The sequence below is a fragment of the Clostridium sp. AM58-1XD genome (assembly GCF_003464085.1).
Classification (GTDB): Bacteria; Bacillota; Clostridia; order Lachnospirales; family Lachnospiraceae; genus Lachnoclostridium_A.
On record NZ_QSDR01000018.1, the window covers coordinates 25824 to 44252 of the forward strand.

Genomic DNA, 18429 nt, shown 5'->3' on the forward strand with positions numbered 1-18429 from the left:
ACCTGATGCCGGAACATAACAAAGGCGGCAAAGGAACTCTTTGTATCCCAGCCTTCCCTCAGCCAGTTCGCTGCGAAAACTAAAGATTAGTATTCCCTTATGGCTGGCATTGGTTTTTTCATATTGGACGTCCCTTATGGAACGCGGTATGATATATAGAAGAAATGAGGGATTTTTATGTGGGAAAAATGGAAAAAAATCGGAACCATCTTCTGTGTGATGTTTAAAATCGGATGTTTTACATTCGGCGGCGGCTGGGGAATCGTGGCCCAGATGCAGGAAGAATTTACGGAAAGGCGCCATTGGGTGACGGAAGAACAGATTCTGGACTTTATGTCGGTAGGAAGGTCTCTTCCCGGCCTGATGATCATGAATATATCAGTCATGTTCGGCTATACGGTGGCTGGTCCTGCCGGAGCATTTGCGGCGACTCTTGGGCTCTCCGCGCCGGCTCTGCTGGTGTTTGCTCTTGTTACATATTTTTATACGGCAATGAAGCAGATTCATACGATCAACAGGGTATTAAACGGGGTGCGGAGCGCAGTTATCCCAGTGATCATCGGCGCATCCTGGAAGATGAAGGGACAGGCTCTCGTATCTAAAATCAGCTATGTGATTATGGCTGCAGCATTTCTGGTCTGTGCATTTACAAAGGTCAGTAAACCGATGGTGGTAATATTGGGCGCCGTATTCGGCCTAATGCTGGGAATCATACAGGACAGGAAGATGAGAGACGGAAAGGAAGGTGGTCAGCCATGATCTATCTGCTGCTTTTCTGGTCTTTCATGAAGGTCGGGTTCTGCAGCTTCGGCGGTATGACGATGATCCCCGTAATCAGCGATATCGTGCTGAAGTATGGATGGATGACGCCGGAAGAGGTGCTGGACATCGTAGCCGTGGCAGAGATGACGCCGGGCTCCCTGGGGATTAACAGCGCATCCTCGTGGGATTCCGTACAGTCGGATGGCTGGGAGCTTTCTGTGCAAACCTGGGCACGATGATGCCGTCTTTGACGCTCTGTATGCTGGCTGCGCACTTTATTACGAAATTTAAGGGGAACAAGTATCTGGAATGGCTGTTTGTAGGTATCCGGCCCGTATGTATCGGAATGCTGGCGGCAGTCGTCGTATCCCAGGGACAGGAGACCTTTATAACAGGGACGGGTCCCTTTGGAATCGGATGGAATCTCGTGGCGATTGCCGCGATCGTGGGGGCGCTGATGTACAAGTTTAAGCTGTCCGTGCCAAAGACGATCCTGCTGGGAGCTTTGCTGGGACTGATTATGGGATAAACGGCCGAAATTGTATAAGCCATGGAGATATAAGTGTTATCGTATCAGAAATATTACAATTATCAAAAATGACAAGAGCATGCTGCAAAAAACGAAAAAGTACTGCCCTTGATGACGGATCAGGTTACCTGGCAAAAGCCTTGGAACAGAGTCTGGCATCGAGGGCATTTCTATTTCAATATTCCAGCAGGCTCTGATTATTTTTGAAAATATATATAACATAAACCTGGCATAAGTTTTGCTTTTAGATATGTAAAAGGCGGCAGATAAAAATCAATACCGCTGTACAGAAAGGAAGGTAATTCATTATGTTTCAGATGGAAGGAATTTATGCTCCGATTCCCATCCCCTTTGACGGAGGATTTGGCCCCATCGATATGGAGGCCATGAAGGAAAACATGGAGACGCTGTGGAATCCCAGCAGGCTGGCGGGGATTGTTGTTATGGGGTCAAACGGTGAGTTTGTATTTTTGACGGAACAGGAGAAGAGAGAAGTCATCAAGGCTGTCTGCAGTCTGACCGCGCCGGGAAAGCGTGTAATCGCAGGCTGCGGCTGTGAATCTACGGCTGCGACCATTGAACTGTGCAAATATGCGTCAGAGGCCGGGGCAGCCGCCGCCCTTGTTTTAAATCCCAATTATTACAAAGGGGCCATGAAGGAACCGGTTATGGAAGTGTTTTTCAATGATGTGGCGGATAAAAGTCCGATTCCCATTGTACTCTATAACATGCCGGGCAATTCCGGAGTGAATATTTCCTCGGCTCTGGTTAAGAAACTGTCTGCCCATCCCAATATAATCGGTATAAAGGACAGCGGCGGAAATATTGTTCAGATTATGGAAACGATACGGGATACACCGGATGATTTCGCCGTATTTGCCGGAAGCGCCAGCTTTCTTCTGCCAGTCACAGCAGCCGGTGGAAAGGGAGGCACGCTGGCCCTGGCCAATATATTCCCTGATGAATGCGTGGAACTGTACGAGCTCGCCAAGGCAGGCGATATGGAAAAGGCGGTAAAACTGCAGCTGGCTCTTATGGAAGCCAACAAGGCGGTAACCGGACGTTTCGGTATTCCAGGCTTGAAAGCAGCAGTGGATCTGGCCGGCGGAAGGGGCGGATTCCCGAGGCGTCCCCTGCTTCCTCTGGAGGAAGAGCATAAAATGATTCTGGAAGGTATTCTCAGAAAGACAAAAAATGAGGCAGCGTATGTGATTACAGACGGAAAAGGAGAGAGGTTATAAAATGATATTCGATTCGATTAAAAATGCAGATATTTACAGGAAAATTTCCCCTAACTTAAAGGCGGCCCTGGATTATATGAAGGCTCACGACTTAAATGAGATGGAACCGGGAAGATACCCGATTGCAGACGGCAAGGTTCTGATTATTATAAAAAAAAGGATTTGCCACGAAAAATGAAGAGGAAGCAAAGTGGGAAAGCCACAGGAAGGACATTGATATCCAGTATCTTTTAGAGGGCGAGGAAGTAATCGGCTACTGCCCGGTGAGTGAGATAAAGCCAAGTACGGAATATGACGAAAAGGCAGATAAAATCCTCTATGCCAACGACGGACATGGCTTTATGACCCACATGAAAAAGGGAGATTTCTTGATTTTATTTCCAGATGATGCCCATGCCACCTGTTTGAACCCGGGAAAATGCTCGGTCAACAATAAAGCGGTTATAAAAGTGGCAATTGAGCAGGAAACATAAGGTATTCGCTCAGGACTGCATTCCATATTTTTTCAGCCGTCTCCATAGAGTCGTATAACCGATTCCCAGCTCTTTGGCAGCCATTGTCTTATTCCCTTTGCACGCAGCCAGCACGGAAAATGTTTTTTCCCGCTCGGCCTCAGCCATAGACTGGTAAAAGGTGGGCGGCGTAGAAGACCGGGAAGAAAAATAAGCGGAAGAAGACGCCGGGAATTCGGCCTCAGCCGAAGAGACAAAGGAACCAGCTGTACCTGAACATGAGGGAACAGCCGGGGCTGAACGGGATTTCGTCATCATCTGACCGGAGATTTTCAGAACGGTTTCCATCAGCTGTCTTGTGATTTCCCCGTGCTGGCAGAGGGCGACGGCACATTCCACAATATTGCGCAGCTGCCGGATATTTCCCGGCCATGTAAAATTCTGGAGGGGCAGGAGGGCATCCGGAGCGAGAACAGGTTGAGGCCTGTCTGAGTTCTGACTGAAATAGGATAAAAAATATTCTACGAGAAGAGGAATATCTTCTTTCCGGCTGTTTAAAGGCGGAATATTTAAATTTAAGACGCTGAGGCGATAGTAAAGGTCTTCGCGAAAACTTTTATTTTCGATTTCATCCAGCAGATTCCGGTTGGTGGAGGCGATGATTCGTACATCTACAGGTATGATCTTATCGTCTCCGATCCGTGTAATCTCCCGTTCCTGAATGACGCGGAGAAGCCTGGCCTGAACGGCAGGGGAAATCTCGCTGATCTCATCCAAAAATATGGTCCCTGTATGGGCCTGCTCAAAAATACCGATCTTTCCCTCCGGTCTGGCGCCTGTAAAGGCGCCTTTTACATATCCGAAAAGTTCGCTCTCCAGAACGCTTTCAGGCAGAGCAGCACAGTTGATGGCCACAAAAGGCTTATGTTTTCTGGGACTGGCATTATGTATGCCCTGGGCAAAAAGTTCTTTGCCTGTACCGGTAGGACCGTAAATCAGTACGCTGCTTTCCGTAACGGCAAACAGCAGAGCCTGAGCCTTTGCTTCCATGAGAGCCGGGCTTTTCCCGATGATATGGTTAAACGTATTTTTGGCAATATGGCCCTTGGCACGGGCCTTTTTCTGCAGCTCATATTCTTTGCGCCGTATGTCGGAGGCCGGCTGGAAGGTCAGCACGGCTCCTGTTACCACGTCATCCAGCAGAGTGGCTATGCCGCTGAAAAGCACATTTTCACGATTGAGGGAAACGACTTCGTTGTATAGGGGCATACCGCTGAGAATCTGCTTGATCAGGCTGCGTGGGAAGTAATCGTATACTGAAGCATGGGGAATACGAACCCCCATGATTTCCTGGGAAATCCGGTTGGAGGAGAGAATCATGCCCTGCTTGTCGATGGAGAGGATTCCTTCCTGTGTGGAGTCAAGCAGAGCCGATATGCTTTCAAACTGCTTCTGCTTTTCTGTTTCCAGATTCCTTAAATACTGTGCATCCTGCAATGCGTCCAGAACGTTCTTTGTATTGACTCGGATGGTTACGGATTCCAGACCTATGCTCTTGGCGATTCTTCCAATCTTCTGGCCGCTGATAATCAGCTCAATTCCCATGTTTTTCAGTTCGGTAAGAACCTGTTTTGTTTGAATCGGGTCTTTGATAATGCGGACTTCCATCTGTTCCAGACGGAAAAACGAAGACAGCTCCGGCTGGTCAAATGCGGCATTATAGCCAACCAGGCCTATGCGCCGGCTGATTTTGACCGCCTTTTTCATAGCGACGGAAAACTCGTAAAAGGTGTAGCGGATTTCGACAATCGGAATTGTGAAAATTTCCTGCAGAAGATGGGCGGTACTTCCGCGGCTGATGATAACCTTTGCGCCCTGCTTGATCTGCTGGCCGGCAAAGGCGACAGCCTCTTCTCCAAAGGATTCATAAACAGGTATATTGATGTTCTGCTGCTGCAGAATCTGTTTGATATAATAGGTATTAGCCTCATTCGGCAGAAGCATAATAATATCGTTTATCATGCAGGTTCTTCCTCCCGTATATTTCATATCGTTTGATTGTTTCATGCTATTTCAATATATTTCTAATATACCATATCGTGAAATAAAATGAAATAACATAGGAACGTTATTTTGCCCTGAATTTTTCAGGATAAAAAAAATCGGCGAAAAAAAGAAATTATTTCGTCTGGTATTTTTCCTTTGAGGACTATATGATGGAAAATGGTGAAAAGACTTTGAGCTGGCACAAGATTTGCTCTTTTATATAGTAAAAGCATTGTACAGGCAAGAACCATAAAATGGGGTGCTTTAGAAGAGGAGGAAAGAGGATGTCCGTAGGATTTCGAGTTTTCACAGAGAGGGAAATGCCGGATCGGGATCTGGTAGAAAAATTTCGGGGGCTGCCGACTGCGAATGTCTGTGACTGCATGGAGCGGCTGGGAGTGATGCATTCGTCCATCCATTTGCTGTCAAAGCCGAATAAAAGTATGGCAGGCGTTGCTTTGACTGTAAAAACAAGGAGCGGCGACAATCTGATGATTCATGAGGCCATGAATCTGGCCGGACCGGGGGATGTAATCATTGTGGATAATGAAGGAGGCCGTGAGCGGAGCCTGGCCGGAGCAATCATGTTTGGATTCATGCAGTATAAAGGGGTGGAAGGCTTTGTCGTAGATGGACCGGTCAGGGATTACGATACAGTCAGAGATATGGACTGGCCCTTGTATGCCGCAGGAGTCACATCGAGAGGGCCGTACAAGCAGGGACCGGGAGAAGTAAATGTACCTGTAACCTGCGGGGGAGTGGTAGTAAATCCAGGTGATATCATTCTGGGCGATATGGACGGAGTTCTCGTAATACCAAGGCAGGAAGCAAAAGCCATACTGGAAAAAGCAGTTCCGTTTGCACGCAAGGATGAAGAAAAGACAGTAAATGCGCCTCTTGGAAAATTAAACCGGGAATGGGTGGAAAAGACGCTTCAGGAGAAAAATGTAGAAATCATTTATGGTATCTATGAAAAAAATAAGTAGGGGTATCTCTGCTGCACAAGAATGAACAGAAAAAGGAGAAAAGGTATGAAGAAAAGATTTACAGCTATTTTGTGTACAGTTGCAGCCAGCCTGCTTTTAGGAGCATGCGGAGGAAACACAGCATCGGAAAAAACAGAAACAACAGCAGGAAAAAGCCAGGCGGAAGGAACAGAAGCACAGGCTCAGGCCGACGGTGAAACAAATCCCATGGTCGTTACGGAACCGATTACGCTGCGTTTTGCAAGCTCCGGTTCCGGCGGTTCCGACTATACGGATATCGGTACGATTATCACCTTCCTCAGTGAAGACGGCATTCTTCCGTCCGGTTCTACTCTGACCCAGGAGACGATCTCCGGCGGAACGTCCACTTCCGGCTATCTGATTGAAGCAGGTCAGGCGGATATCTGCAGAGGGCAGAATGCATTTTCTGCAACGGTAGGCTTTAACGGCAGGGAGCCGTATTCTAAGGTACGTGCTCTTTTCGGAGCGGGAGGCAACTCTGTTTGTCTGCAGGTCGCCAGCGAGTCTTTCAAAAAGAAGAGCGGATGCGCAACGATTGAGGAAATTATCGAAAACAAGTATCCTGCCCGCATATGCAGTGAGGATGTTGGCTCTTCCGACTACGTACTGCTGAACTACATTTTCGAAATTTACGGTATCGACGCAGAAACATTCGAATCCTGGGGCGGCAGCATTACCTACACAGGCAACGATACGGCCAGCGAGATGATGCAGGACGGTTCCTGCGACATCATATGCATGGCGTCTACCCTTACAAGTGCAACGATTACAGAGCTTTCCATGAGTACAGACGTGAGCATCAGCGGCTTCAGCGATAAGATCGTTGACGGCCTTCTGGAACGGGGATTTGCGGAGCGCTACATTCCTGCAGGAACCTTTGACCAGTTTCCGGAAGATGCCCGTACGGCCTATTTGGGAACGAGCCTGATCGTCAGCGAGGACATGGATGAACGAGTAGCTTATACTCTGACAAAGGTTATGGTAGAGAACAGAGAGAAACTGGCAGAAACATGTCCGACATTTAAAGGAATGACATTGGAAGGCGCAATCGATGAAGAAATTACGGTGGTTCCCCTTCACAGCGGAGCGATTAAATATTTCCAGGATGCAGGCGTGCTGGACAGTGAAGGAAAACCGATCGGTTAATATGTCAATGGGAAGGAGAAGACTATGGAGAGTACACAGCGAATGAGTCTGAAAGATGTTTTTCTGCGCGATACGAAAAGAGAAACTCTGGCAGTATTCATCACATTGATTTATTTGGGATTCCAGTGTTACCGCACGTTTATATACCCGCTTCCGGCCATGATGCTCAGGCCGATCCATGTAGCCTCGGTTGGAGCTCTTTGTACCCTATACGTTCCGTTCAAGCTGAAAGACAACTCGCCTGCCCGGAAATTTGTGGCAGGAGCATTTGATCTGTTCTGCTGTTTTGCTTCAATCTGCATTCTGATATATCACGTCAGCCAGTATAAACGTCTGGTGACGCGCCTGGCCTACATGGATCCGCTGTACTGGTACGATAAGGTGATCTGTATTTTCGTGATCGTCCTTATTATCGGAGGAATATTCCGTACCGTAGGCATGCCGCTGGTAGTATTTATTCTCGTAGCAATCGCTTACGGATTTGTAGCGCCCAAGCTGCCTGGTATCCTTTATTATCAGGGACTGAATATGGGAAAATTTACAGAACTGATGATTATGGGCAACGGAGGTATCTATGGTTCCGCCTTGAGCGCGGCGGCGGGCTTCCTCTTCTGGATGATGTTATTCGGCGGGCTCTTTTCAGGAGGCGCCTGCGGACAGGTGTTAATTGATATGGGACTTCTGGCAGGCGCCAAGTCCAATGATGCTTCCGCTCCGGCGAAGGCTGCCGTATGCTCCAGCTGCCTGTTCGGAATGATCAGCGGCTCTGCAGCTGCCAATGTAGCGTCCACCGGCGTATTTACCATCCCTATGATGAAAAAATGCGGATATACGCCGGAAGAGTCCGGAGCCATAGAGGCAGTGGCCTCTACAGGAGGCCAGATCATGCCTCCGATCATGGGAACGTCAGCCTTTTTGATGGCGGATATGCTGGAAATTAACTATCTGACCATTGCAGGCGCCGCTTTGGGACCTGGACTGATCTATTATGCGGCTGTCTTTGTTATGGTGGATCTGCTGGCAAAGAAGAAAAGAGATTCTGATATCGGATTTGAAGTGGTAAAGCCGGAGCATGCTCCGATTCTTCCAAGGCTACATCTACTCAGCCCGATTGTCATTCTTATGGGAACCATGGGACTTGGATTTACGATCCAGCGTTCTGCTTTATATGCAATCCTGTCCGTTATTTTATTGAACTTTATCGATAAGAAAGAACGGCGCCGCAGCGTTACCCAGCTTCTTCAGGAACTGATGATAGCTACAAAACGTACGGCTACGGTCGGAATGCCTTTATGCGGCTGTGGAATTATTATCGGTATTATTACGATGACAGGTCTGGCGACCAGGCTTTCCATCGTGATCTGCTCTCTGGGAGCGACACACCTGTGGATCGGACTTCTCGTCGCCATGCTCGGCTGTATGATGCTGGGAATGGCTCTGCCTACCGTAGCTTCTTATCTGACCGCTTATGTACTGTTTATGCCTACGCTTCTGAAGATGGGAATTGACCTTCTGCCGGCCAATATGTTCCTGTTTTACTTTGGAATTTTTGCACAGATTACACCTCCTGTATGCGTGGCCAGCTATACGGCTGCCGGAATCGCCAATTCCAACCCGTGGAAAACAGGATGGAAGGCATTTACATATGCAATGTGTGCGTTCCTGGCTCCGTTTGTATTTGTATACCAGCCGGCGTCCTTTTGATCGGCAGTTTTACAGAAATTGTATATGCCATAGGAACACTGGCATTTGGAACGCTTGTGCTTACGATAGGACTGGCAGGTTATTTTGGAACAACTTTGAATAAGGCAGAACGGGTGATCTGCGTGATCTGCGGTATTTTCATCTGCCTCCCGGAATCGTTAACCGATATTGCAGGCTATGCAGGCGCCGTCATTATTCTGGCTGAAATTATTATCCGGGGACGTGTAGCAAAAAAGAGGGTACAGGCGGCATAAGGAGGTATCTTTATGGGAGACATCAGCAAAAAAGTGAAAAGGAAACCGGTGTATCAGGCAGAGTACTGTTATTCGCCGGAATTAATCAACAGTTTCAGCAGGATTCATCTATGGTACCACTGCCGACAGCATCCGCTGTTTATCAAGCTTCCGGGTCTGTTTCTGACAGGCTGTCTGTTGTGGAGGATCGTCCGGTATGTATTAGAGGGCGGTTCTGCCGGAATCGGTGAAATGATTACGATCCTGCTGATTGGCGGATTTTCCTTTATCATGCTGTGGCTTGGCTTTGTTCACCCCTATGTGTTCCGACGGACTCTGTGCAGAAACTTGGAAGGGCCTGCAGGAGGAGAACTCGTAGTTCAATTTTATCAGGAGCATATCAGGGCTGAAAACGGCTTGGCCTGTCAGGAATATGACTATAAAACGGCGCAGAGCTGTTATCTCACACCGGACTGTATTTATATTTATACATCAGGCAATCAGGCGGTTCTGGTTCCCTTTGAAAGCCTAAAGGGTCAGAATCCTCAGGAGTTTCAACGGTTTCTGCTGAAAAGGCTGTCCTGCAGAATCGAAAATAAGCGGCATATAATCAGGCGGAAGTGTCATGGATGATCAGAAATACAGGGAAATGACAGAAGCGCCGGTATACGGACTGATTTTAAAGTTGTGTGGTCCTACGATCGTCAGTATGTTGATAACAAATCTGTATAACCTGGTGGATACCTTTTTTGTGAGCCGGCTTGGAACGAGTGCAGGAGGAGCGGCTGGGGTAGTCTTCAACCTCATGGCAATTATCCAGGCAGTTGGATTTATGCTGGGGCAGGGGAGCGGGAGCAATGTGTCGCGTTTTTTGGGAAGCAGACAGACGGAAGAAGCTTCTCGCTTTGCTTCAACCGGTTTCTTTCTGGCATTGTGGGGCGGAGGCGCTTTGGGGATCGTGGGAATCTGCTTTTTGACGCCCTTTATGAGGCTGCTGGGAAGTACGGAAACCATTCTGCCATATGCGAGGACGTATGGATTTTATATCCTGCTGGCTGCCCCTTTTATGGCAAGCAGCTGTGTGCTGAATAACCTGCTGCGATATGAAGGCAGAGCGGCACTGGCTATGCGGGGCCTTAGCGCAGGGGCGGTACTGAATATGGCAGGTGATCCGCTGCTGATGTATGGCTTTCATATGGGAATGGCCGGAGCAGGAATTTCTACGGCTGTCTCTCAGGCCGTGAGTTTTACCATACTGATCAGCATGTTTCTAAAGGGTCGGACCCAGTGCTGCCTGTCTGTAAAGAAGGTCAGCAGAAGCCGGAAAGAGATTCTGCAGATATTAAAAAACGGCATGCCCAGCCTGACGAGACAGGGCCTTACCAGCATTTCCGGCATGGCAGTGAATCATCAGGCGGCTGTATTTGGAGATGCAGCCGTGGCTGCAATCAGCATAGTAAACAGGATATGTGGTCTGATTTCTTCGATTATGATTGGAATCGGACAGGGGATGCAGCCTGCAGCCGGGTTTAATTATGGGGCAAAAAAATACAGGCGTGTCAGAAACAGCTTCTATTTTACCGTGATTTTAGGGGAATGTGCTTTGAGCAGCTTTGCCATGGCCGGCTTCTGGGGAGCGGATATGATTCTCCATAAATTCAGCACGGACATTCGAGTGCTGGACATTGCCGGCGGCGCCTGAAGATCCAGAGCCTTTCGTTGATTTTTCAGCCTCTGCCGGCCTGTTCGAATATGCTGTTTCAGACAATTGGAGAGAGCGGCAGAGCCACATTTATTTCGGCGCTGCGCAGCGGCCTGCTGTTAATTCCTGCCGTATTTTTGGGAGTGAGGTTCTTTGGGCTGTCCGGCCTCAAGTCCGCTCAGGCGATTGCAGATGCAGGAACCTTTCTGCTTACCCTCCCGCTGATCACGGCTTTTATAAGAAAAATGTACAGGGAAGACGGGTGATATCCGAAGAAAGATGATAGGAATAGAAAGGAAAGGTGCCTGTAAAATACTTATTTGACGATATTCATTACGTTCCCGCAAATAGCTGGTCGATTCTGGCTTTGTCGTATGGAAGAATCCAATCTTTGTATTTCTGATACAAAGGCAGCAATAAGTGCTTATCATATGCAACAATATCAGCGCCTCGATCATCATACAGGTGGTAAAGGACAAAATTTTCAGTGTTCAGCAAATAAACATTGGAACATAAACAAGAGAAGCCGCCAATATCGCCTTTGATGATTTCGAAAAGCAGCCTGTTAATCTGACAACTACTTTTCGTCAAATCCCAATATAAATGCTCTTGAAGAAAGCAGGCTCCCTCATCAATATGTCTTTCCAGAATGGATTCATCTGGGGCAGGCAACCCCACATGCGAAAGCGTTTGCAGGGTAATCCCGCCTGCTTCTTCTGGATTATTATCTATCCTAAGAAGGTTGGGGCGGCATGGCAAATCATGAAACAATGTTTTTGCACGACAAAAGGCATTTTTAACATAAACGGGGTTCATTCCTTGATCATCCGGCAAATATACTTCCTCTTTACCTCCGATTTCAAATCGAATACCAATTGGGGTACTATAAAAGACGGCAGTTGGCAACTTTGTGTTAACAAAGCCAATCGTTCTTATCGCGTTTTCAAAATACTTGTGAAGTTTTCCCATCTTATAATACCTGTTCCTTACCAATAAAATCGATTCCACGAACAATCCTCATCACATGTTCCTCCCTTCAGACATTGGGAATGACTTTCATCTATTATTGATTTATCATCATAATACCATACTTTATCTACTCTTGTCCCTTTACTTTAAAAATAAATCATTTCATATTTAATGATTTCCTCTGCTCGGTTAAGAGAAGGAAAAACAGGAGTTGAGGCCGGCAGATTGGTGTTTACTTCAAGTTTTTTGGGTAGGTCTAAAACAGAAAAGCCACAGGATACCGAACTATCCTATGGCTTTTCTTAAAATTGGAAAAACAACCTTATTAGGTGAAGACGAAGGCGCAGGCGGAGAATCCCGCTCGCGGGATTCTTTCTTACTTGTTCTTTTCGGCTACAAATTCATCTACCAGATGCTGGATATCGTCCAGGCAGACGCCGCAGACAGTGCCGGCGCCTGTTATTTCCTGTACTTCTTCCAGAGTGGTGGCGCCGGAATCAACGGCGTCCTTGATCATTCCGTTCGTTACGCTCATGCAGCTGCATACAATTTTATCAAGATTCATGGTGTACACCTCCTTTTGCGGGGATAGTATGCGTAAAAGAACAGTCTTTATTCACTAAAACGAAGATGAACAGAAATTCTGTAAAAAAAAAGACGAAGTATAAGTATTTGCTTATATGAGTGCACCGATTAATGAATTGGACATAATGCCTGGTCCGTGATAAAATAAAATCAGCAAACAACAGGAACGTTTTACTCCTTAAAGGAGTAATTTTATGAAAAGTATAGTCTATGTAGGCTGCAGGACACCCGGGAACGCAATGCCCGGGGGAAGGGACTGAAGGTCTGCGAAATATCAGAAGACGGAGAAATGAAGGATATTCAGCTCATTGAGAATATGGAGAATCCGTCTTATCAATGTCTGGACAAAGACAGGAAATTCCTGTATACAGTCCATGGAGACGAAAATGAGATCAGTTCATTCCGAATTCTGGAAAATGGCGGTATACAGCATATCAACACGGTAGGAAATGTGGGAAGGAATCCTGTATTTCTTACAATTGACCAGTCAAACCATTTTCTTTATGCAGCCTCTCTTCAGGGAGGGTGTGTCAATGTTCTGAGACGGAATGCAGATGGAAGTGTGGATGAGCCGTTTTTTAAAGCAGCACTTCCGGGTAAAGCAGAGGGAGGAGTCTCCCATGCGCATCAGTGCCTGTGGGACCGGACAGGAGGATATCTGTTTGTACCGGCCCAGGGGAGAGGAATCGGTTATGGTGGCGTGAACGTCTTTCGAAAAATAGAGGACGGAACACTGAAACAGACGGATTTTCTTCGTGCCAGAGAACTGGATGAACCGCGCCACGCGGCCATCCACCCGAATAACCGCTTTTTTTACGTTGTAAATGAAAGGGGAAATTCCGTCACGTTCTGCCTGTTCGATGAGAAGAAAGGCAGGCTTCAGGCGAAGCAGATTGTTTCGGCGCTGCCGGAAACTTATGTGGGAGAGGGTCAGGCCAGCGCGCTTGTAATCCACCCGTCCGGCCGTTTCCTCTATGAGCCAACAGGATACATGACAGCATTACAATCTATTCTGTAGATGAAAACACGGGCTATCTGAAAGTGACAGGCAATGTCCCTTGCCTGGGAAAGACGCCGAGATTTATGGCATTAACTCCAGACGGAAGCAGACTGGCTGCAGCCAATGAGGACAGCGATGATATTCGCTTTTTCCGGATCAATCCGGAAAATGGAGATCTGACATATACGGATATGGTTTATCATACAGAAAGTCCGGTATGCATGGTCTGGCTGGATGAAAGGGGGGACTGAGATGGAAAAGAATTATCTGAAAGGTGTGATCGATACTCATGTACATTCTTCTCCTGATGTACGGGAGAGGAAAATGAGTGATATAGAGTTGATGGAAGAAGGCGTCCGCCGTGATGTGAGAGGAATCGTGATCAAGAGCACCATATGCCTACAGCTGCCAGAGCGGCAATCGTCAATAAAATGAAAGATGAAAAATATGCCGGTAGCAGATTCCAGATGTTCGGTGGAATAACACTGAATCAGGCGGCAGGCGGGCTGAACCCGTATGCGGTAGAAACAGCTCTGGAGATCGGCGGAAAAATTGTTTGGCTTCCAACGATTGATTCGGAATTTACGATGAAAAGAAAAGGGAAATCTGGAGGCGTTGCATGCGTCCGTAATGGGAAAATAGTGGATGAGATGGTGCCGGTGCTGAAGCTGGTGAAGGATTATGACGCGGCGCTCGCCACCTCCCATCTGTCTCCGGATGAAATTTTTGTCGTCACGGAGGCGGCCAGGAATATGGGAATTGACAAGATTATTATTTCCCATCCGGAATCCAACCTCGTAGGACTGACAATCCGGCAGCAAAAGAGGCTGGCCGAGGATTATGGCGCGTTTATGGAACACTGTTACGCCCAGCCCATGGGAGACGGTACATATAAGAAAAATATGGAAGATAATCTGGAAGCAGTTCATGAGATCGGGGCGAAAAATACAATTATCGCTACAGATGCGGGACAGACACAGAATCCATACTGGTATGAGTCCCTGTCGGAATCCATCCAGTATCTGGAAGAGCACGGGATCGCAGAAGACGATATCGATTTGATGACAAAGAGAAATCCGGCACATGTGCTGGGACTGGACCGGCAAAAATAAAGGTATGAAACAAAATGAAAAAGATTTTCTTGACTTTTAAAAGAAAAAAATGATATCATAATCAGGCTGGACAGCTAAGTGCGTAGAATTCCGAACGAATTCTACGCACTATTTTTTTGTCCTTCGCAGTTTTTAGGCAGCTTTTCTCTGATAAAGACTCCAAATCGTACATTCTGTATTAGGAGGAGAATCATGAAACAAACAAATCAAAATCAAATGCTGGGTGAAGAAAAAATATCGAAACTGCTGGTTAAGTTTTCGATTCCCTGTATCCTTTCACTGCTTATCAGCGCACTTTATAACATCGTTGACCAGATTTTTGTCGGAAACAGCGCGTTGGGGTATCTCGGTAACGCGGCTACGGGAATTGTATTTCCTATCCTGATTGTCGCACAAGCCTTTGCGTGGTGCATTGGAGATGGCTGCGCCGCCTATCTCAGCATTTGTCAGGGGAAAAAGGATACGCAAAATGCACATCGCTGTATTGGAACCGGCATTGCGATCACGCTGATCCTCAGTATGATCATGCTGGCCCTCTGCGCGGTATGGAGAGAGCCGCTGCTCCGATTGTTCGGTGCGTCGAACCAGACAATTGGAATGGCAGTAGAATACTTTACCATCGTACTCTGCTTCTTTCCGGCTTTTATGCTGATGAACATGATGAACGCTGTTGTTCGTGCAGATGGAAGCCCGGCGGTTTCTATGGCGTCCATGTCGCTTGGCGCAATTTTGAATATCATCCTTGACCCGGTATTTATCTTTGGTCTGGATTGGGGAATCGCCGGCGCGGCATGGGCAACGGTGATCGGACAGACGGTGTCGTTCCTCGTAAGTGTCTGGTACTTTTTTAGAACCAAGAGCTTTCGCCTGACGAAGAAGAGCTTTGTGCCGCATTTTAAAATTTTCAGTAATGCCTTGAAGCTGGGCGCTTCTTCCTTTATTACGCAGATGTCCATTGTCATCATTTCCCTGACTTGCAATATTATGCTCGCCAAATACGGCATTTTGTCCATCTATGGGCAGGATATTCCAATCTCAGTTATCAGCATCGAAACAAAGGTATTTACCATCGTAATTAACATCGTTGTTGGCATAGTCCTTGGCGGGCAGCCGATTTTAGGCTACAATTACGGCGCGAAAAAGTATGATCGCGTCAAAGAAACGTACCGTACGATTTTAATTGCAACACTCGCAGTTGGTGCTGTGTCTACTTTGATTTTTGAAATCTGTCCGCAGGTTGTTATCAATATTTTCGGCTCTGGAAATGATGTACTTTATCTGGAATACGCAACGCGCACGTTCCGCATTTTCCTGTCACTCGTCATCTTTACCTGTGTGATTAAAATGTCCTCTATCTTCTTTCAGGCTGTGGGGAAGCCAGTTATGGCAGTCATTGCGTCACTGACCCGCGATATTGTCTGCTTTGTGCCGCTTGTTATCCTGATCCCTGCAATTTTTGAGGAGAAACATGCCGGCAGCGGTATCAATGCGATCCTGTTTGCCGCGCCTGCTGCGGATATCATTGGTATGATTGTCGCAGTGTATTTAACAGTACGTTATTTCAAAACAATGGAATTCAGCGAAGGCCGAGAACCTGTACCGGAACGTGCAGTGATCCGTCCATCGCAGAAAGGAGTCATTTCATAATAATTACATGCAGGGCGGCTGTCTCCTTTGTTATTATCAGTAATGAAAGCTTTCCTGAATTTCTGCCTTAACGCAATCGAAGAAGAGTGACATGGCCCAGGAGATATATTTATCCTTATGGCAGCAGATTCCAAGGTCCCAGAAAATGCCGTCTTTTCCAAGGGAATAGTAGACGGGAGGCTGCTGCAGTGGATTCAGAACGGCGGCCAGCTGGGACGTGAAACAGACGCCGGTACCGCCTGCCACAATTTTACGGGCCAGGTCTACGTTTCCCGTCTCCATGAGGACATGAGGTTCAAAATTGTATTCCTCAAAGAGATGCTTTGCGAGGGCGTGAAGACGATGGCCTTTTTTCATTAAAATAAAATTCTCATCTTTGCAGTACATGAGGTCAATGTGGCCGTTCCCGCCGCCGAACCGTTTGTTCAGAGGCTGTTTTTCGGAACGGCCAGGAAAATTTCTTCCCTTAAAAGAGGGGTAAAAGAAATCATGGGCGATGTAGAGGGTGACACCATGATAGAAAAATCAATGTCGCCCTGCAGGATCATCTCATCCAGCTCGTATGACTTATATTCACGGAACACCAGCTCGATGTCAGGATATTGTGAGATGAATTTGGGAAGAAGTCCAGGAAGCAGCTGAACGCTTCTGTTAGGAGGAATGCCTACAACAAGACGGCCTTTTTTGGAGTTCTCCAAGTCCTGCAGCAGGCGGCTGGCTTCTTCATATTCAAATAAAATTTTCTGGACGTATGTCAGATACTGCTCTCCGAGATATGTAGGCCGTAAAGGCGTGATGCCGCGTTCAAAAATAGGTGCTCCGATCTCTTCTTCCAGCTTGATTAGCTGCTGGCTCAGGGCCGACTGAGAGATGAAAAGCTTCTTGGCTGCTCCGGATATGCTGCCTTCCCTCTGAATCATCTGGATGTATTCCAGCTGTCGGAAATTCATACGTATCCCTCCTTATCATATCGTATTATATTAGCTTTAGCTTATAGAAACTATCGAGAAATCGAAATAGACTAATGAATAGTTATATGTTACACTAAAAGTACGAAAAACACAATTACATTTGTGAAAAATGCAGTAACTGTTCCATGCGGATAGAATGCAGAAAGATGCGCCGCCCAGGACAGTTGCAAAATGATTATGTTAAGAGGAGAAGAAATGTTCCTGTTTGCTGGATACATAAAAAACACAATCATATTTGGAGGGCTATCATGAAAAAAGGAAGAGGTACAACATTATTTGCAGCAGCTTTGGCAGCAGCCATGACAATTACGGGATGTTCCGCTCCGCAAGGGGGTAACGGAAACAGCGCGGCAGCAGAAGGAGAGGCAAAAACGGAAGGAGAAACGAAGGCAGGGGGTTCGGGAGAGACGACATATATGACATTCGGCTCATCTCCGTCCAGTTCCCAGTTCTATACATACTGGACCGCAGTAGGCCAGACGATTATGAAAGTATATCCGGAATACCAGGTAGATATATCAGAAACACAGGGCGCTGTGGATTCCACAAACCGGGTTGTATCAGGAGAACTGGAGATGGGAATTTCCACCAGTGCGACTGACTATGAGAACTACTATGGAGAGGGAAGCTGGGAAGGCCAGCCTCATACACAGTCCAGGCTGCTCTGGTACTTTGATGAATCTCCGATTCAGATCGTAGTGGCAAAAGACGCGGAAATTAAAGGCATTTCGGACCTGTCAGGAAAGCGTTTCGGACCTGGCGGTACAGGTACATCATGCGCGACGATTGTAAAGAGGATCCTGGAAGTGCTGGATGTGGATGCGGACCTCTTTGAAGCAGGCCAGGGAGACATTAAGGACGCCGTCATTGACAGACAGATCGTAGGCGGTTCCAAAGCGGGAATTGCAGGAGACAGTTTTGTTATGGAAATCGGAGCAAGCCTGGACATCGACCTGATCAGCTTTACAGATGAAGAAATCGATAAAATCTGCGAAGCAATCCCTTATGTTGTACCGGCCACGATTCCGGCAGGAACCTATGACGGGGTCGATTATGACGTACATACGGTACAGATTCTCCAGGGCTCCCAGAGTACGAGCAATCTTTCCCAGGATCTTGGATACCAGTTTGTGAAGGCTATATTTGAAGACGGCCGTGACGTGTGGAGCGTCGCATATCCTCAGGGTGCTGAGAAGGATATGACAGAGCTTACGCTCCAGTCCCCGATCCCGCTTCATGCAGGAACGGTTCAGTATTTGAAAGAGAAAGGCGTAGAAATACCAGAGACACTGATCCCGGAAGAGTACAAAGACGTACAGTAGG

Annotated in this window: 20 protein-coding genes and 2 pseudogenes; 17 read left to right on the forward strand and 5 right to left on the reverse strand. The window is 47.2% G+C overall.

Annotated features, from left to right (window positions below; translation table 11 throughout):
- Positions 1-177: 177 nt before the first annotated feature.
- The 5 genes and pseudogenes from DXA13_RS12290 (at position 178) to DXA13_RS22450 (ending at position 3005) form a co-directional block, all read left to right on the forward strand.
- On the forward strand, positions 178-759 hold the full coding sequence (locus tag DXA13_RS12290) for a chromate transporter (RefSeq protein WP_181995652.1): 582 nt from the start codon (positions 178-180) through the stop codon (positions 757-759).
- A gap of 62 nt (positions 760-821) precedes the next feature.
- Positions 822-1291 (forward strand): annotated as a pseudogene (locus DXA13_RS12295) (chromate transporter).
- 308 nt (positions 1292-1599) lie between these two features.
- A complete protein-coding gene (locus DXA13_RS12300; protein ID WP_118244826.1) occupies positions 1600-2532 on the forward strand; it encodes a dihydrodipicolinate synthase family protein in 933 nt (310 codons plus the stop codon).
- A 1-nt stretch (position 2533) separates the two neighbouring features.
- Positions 2534-2710, forward strand: coding sequence for a YhcH/YjgK/YiaL family protein (locus DXA13_RS22445; protein WP_118244827.1), 177 nt, complete (start codon positions 2534-2536; stop codon positions 2708-2710).
- Between the two features lie 40 nt (positions 2711-2750).
- On the forward strand, positions 2751-3005 hold the full coding sequence (locus DXA13_RS22450) for a YhcH/YjgK/YiaL family protein (RefSeq protein ID WP_278287052.1): 255 nt from the start codon (positions 2751-2753) through the stop codon (positions 3003-3005).
- Between the two features lie 9 nt (positions 3006-3014).
- Here DXA13_RS22450 and DXA13_RS12315 read toward each other — a convergent pair whose 3' ends face one another.
- Positions 3015-5006, reverse strand: coding sequence for a sigma 54-interacting transcriptional regulator (locus DXA13_RS12315; protein WP_181995653.1), 1992 nt, complete (start codon positions 5004-5006; stop codon positions 3015-3017).
- Between the two features lie 308 nt (positions 5007-5314).
- Between DXA13_RS12315 and DXA13_RS12320 the strand changes: the two genes are divergently transcribed.
- Genes DXA13_RS12320 through DXA13_RS21820 form a run of 7 tightly spaced genes read left to right on the forward strand, consistent with a single transcriptional unit; the run spans position 5315 to position 11088 of the window.
- Positions 5315-6016 (forward strand): RraA family protein, encoded by a 702-nt coding sequence (locus DXA13_RS12320; protein WP_118244830.1) that lies wholly within the window; start codon positions 5315-5317, stop codon positions 6014-6016.
- A gap of 45 nt (positions 6017-6061) precedes the next feature.
- Positions 6062-7183: a TAXI family TRAP transporter solute-binding subunit gene (locus tag DXA13_RS12325; protein WP_181995654.1), complete on the forward strand. Its 1122-nt coding sequence runs from the start codon at positions 6062-6064 to the stop codon at positions 7181-7183.
- A gap of 24 nt (positions 7184-7207) precedes the next feature.
- Positions 7208-8887, forward strand: coding sequence for a TRAP transporter fused permease subunit (locus DXA13_RS12330; RefSeq protein ID WP_118244832.1), 1680 nt, complete (start codon positions 7208-7210; stop codon positions 8885-8887).
- Complete coding sequence (locus DXA13_RS12335) at positions 8884-9141, forward strand: hypothetical protein (protein WP_118244833.1); 258 nt, start codon at positions 8884-8886, stop codon at positions 9139-9141. Before DXA13_RS12330 ends, DXA13_RS12335 begins: the two co-directional genes overlap by 4 nt.
- 12 nt (positions 9142-9153) lie before the next feature.
- Complete coding sequence (locus DXA13_RS12340; RefSeq protein WP_118244834.1) at positions 9154-9753, forward strand: YcxB family protein; 600 nt, start codon at positions 9154-9156, stop codon at positions 9751-9753.
- A complete protein-coding gene (locus DXA13_RS12345; protein ID WP_243009098.1) occupies positions 9746-10822 on the forward strand; it encodes an MATE family efflux transporter in 1077 nt (358 codons plus the stop codon). The genes DXA13_RS12340 and DXA13_RS12345 overlap by 8 nt, the downstream gene beginning before the upstream one ends.
- Positions 10823-10872: 50 nt before the next feature.
- On the forward strand, positions 10873-11088 hold the full coding sequence (locus DXA13_RS21820) for a hypothetical protein (RefSeq protein WP_243009099.1): 216 nt from the start codon (positions 10873-10875) through the stop codon (positions 11086-11088).
- A 67-nt stretch (positions 11089-11155) separates the two neighbouring features.
- Here DXA13_RS21820 and DXA13_RS12350 read toward each other — a convergent pair whose 3' ends face one another.
- Both DXA13_RS12350 and DXA13_RS12355 read right to left on the reverse strand, forming a co-directional pair.
- Positions 11156-11791: a DUF3885 domain-containing protein gene (locus DXA13_RS12350; RefSeq protein WP_118244835.1), complete on the reverse strand. Its 636-nt coding sequence runs from the start codon at positions 11789-11791 to the stop codon at positions 11156-11158.
- A 376-nt stretch (positions 11792-12167) separates the two neighbouring features.
- Positions 12168-12356 carry a (2Fe-2S)-binding protein gene (locus DXA13_RS12355; RefSeq protein WP_118244836.1) on the reverse strand — a complete coding sequence of 63 codons (189 nt, stop codon included), beginning with the start codon at positions 12354-12356 and terminating at the stop codon, positions 12168-12170.
- 237 nt (positions 12357-12593) lie between these two features.
- On the opposite strand from DXA13_RS12355, the gene DXA13_RS12360 reads away from it, so the two are divergent.
- The 4 genes and pseudogenes from DXA13_RS12360 (at position 12594) to DXA13_RS12375 (ending at position 16135) form a co-directional block, all read left to right on the forward strand.
- On the forward strand, positions 12594-13394 hold the full coding sequence (locus DXA13_RS12360) for a beta-propeller fold lactonase family protein (RefSeq protein WP_278287053.1): 801 nt from the start codon (positions 12594-12596) through the stop codon (positions 13392-13394).
- 17 nt (positions 13395-13411) lie between these two features.
- A complete protein-coding gene (locus DXA13_RS22455) occupies positions 13412-13627 on the forward strand; it encodes a beta-propeller fold lactonase family protein (RefSeq protein ID WP_347559847.1) in 216 nt (71 codons plus the stop codon).
- A 73-nt stretch (positions 13628-13700) separates the two neighbouring features.
- A pseudogene (locus DXA13_RS12370) lies at positions 13701-14488 on the forward strand (DUF6282 family protein).
- A gap of 192 nt (positions 14489-14680) precedes the next feature.
- The gene (locus DXA13_RS12375) at positions 14681-16135 is read left to right on the forward strand and encodes an MATE family efflux transporter (protein ID WP_118244839.1); all 1455 of its coding nucleotides are present in this window, start codon (positions 14681-14683) and stop codon (positions 16133-16135) included.
- Between the two features lie 36 nt (positions 16136-16171).
- On the opposite strand, the gene DXA13_RS22460 is transcribed toward DXA13_RS12375, so the two are convergent.
- Together DXA13_RS22460 and DXA13_RS22465 are read right to left on the reverse strand one after the other, a co-directional pair.
- A complete protein-coding gene (locus tag DXA13_RS22460) occupies positions 16172-16522 on the reverse strand; it encodes a LysR family transcriptional regulator substrate-binding protein (protein ID WP_118244840.1) in 351 nt (116 codons plus the stop codon).
- 38 nt (positions 16523-16560) lie between these two features.
- Complete coding sequence (locus DXA13_RS22465) at positions 16561-17085, reverse strand: LysR family transcriptional regulator (RefSeq protein ID WP_118244841.1); 525 nt, start codon at positions 17083-17085, stop codon at positions 16561-16563.
- A 269-nt stretch (positions 17086-17354) separates the two neighbouring features.
- Here DXA13_RS22465 and DXA13_RS12390 point away from each other — a divergent pair, with 269 nt between their 5' ends.
- Positions 17355-18428 (forward strand): TAXI family TRAP transporter solute-binding subunit, encoded by a 1074-nt coding sequence (locus DXA13_RS12390; RefSeq protein ID WP_181995656.1) that lies wholly within the window; start codon positions 17355-17357, stop codon positions 18426-18428.
- Position 18429 lies beyond the last annotated feature (1 nt).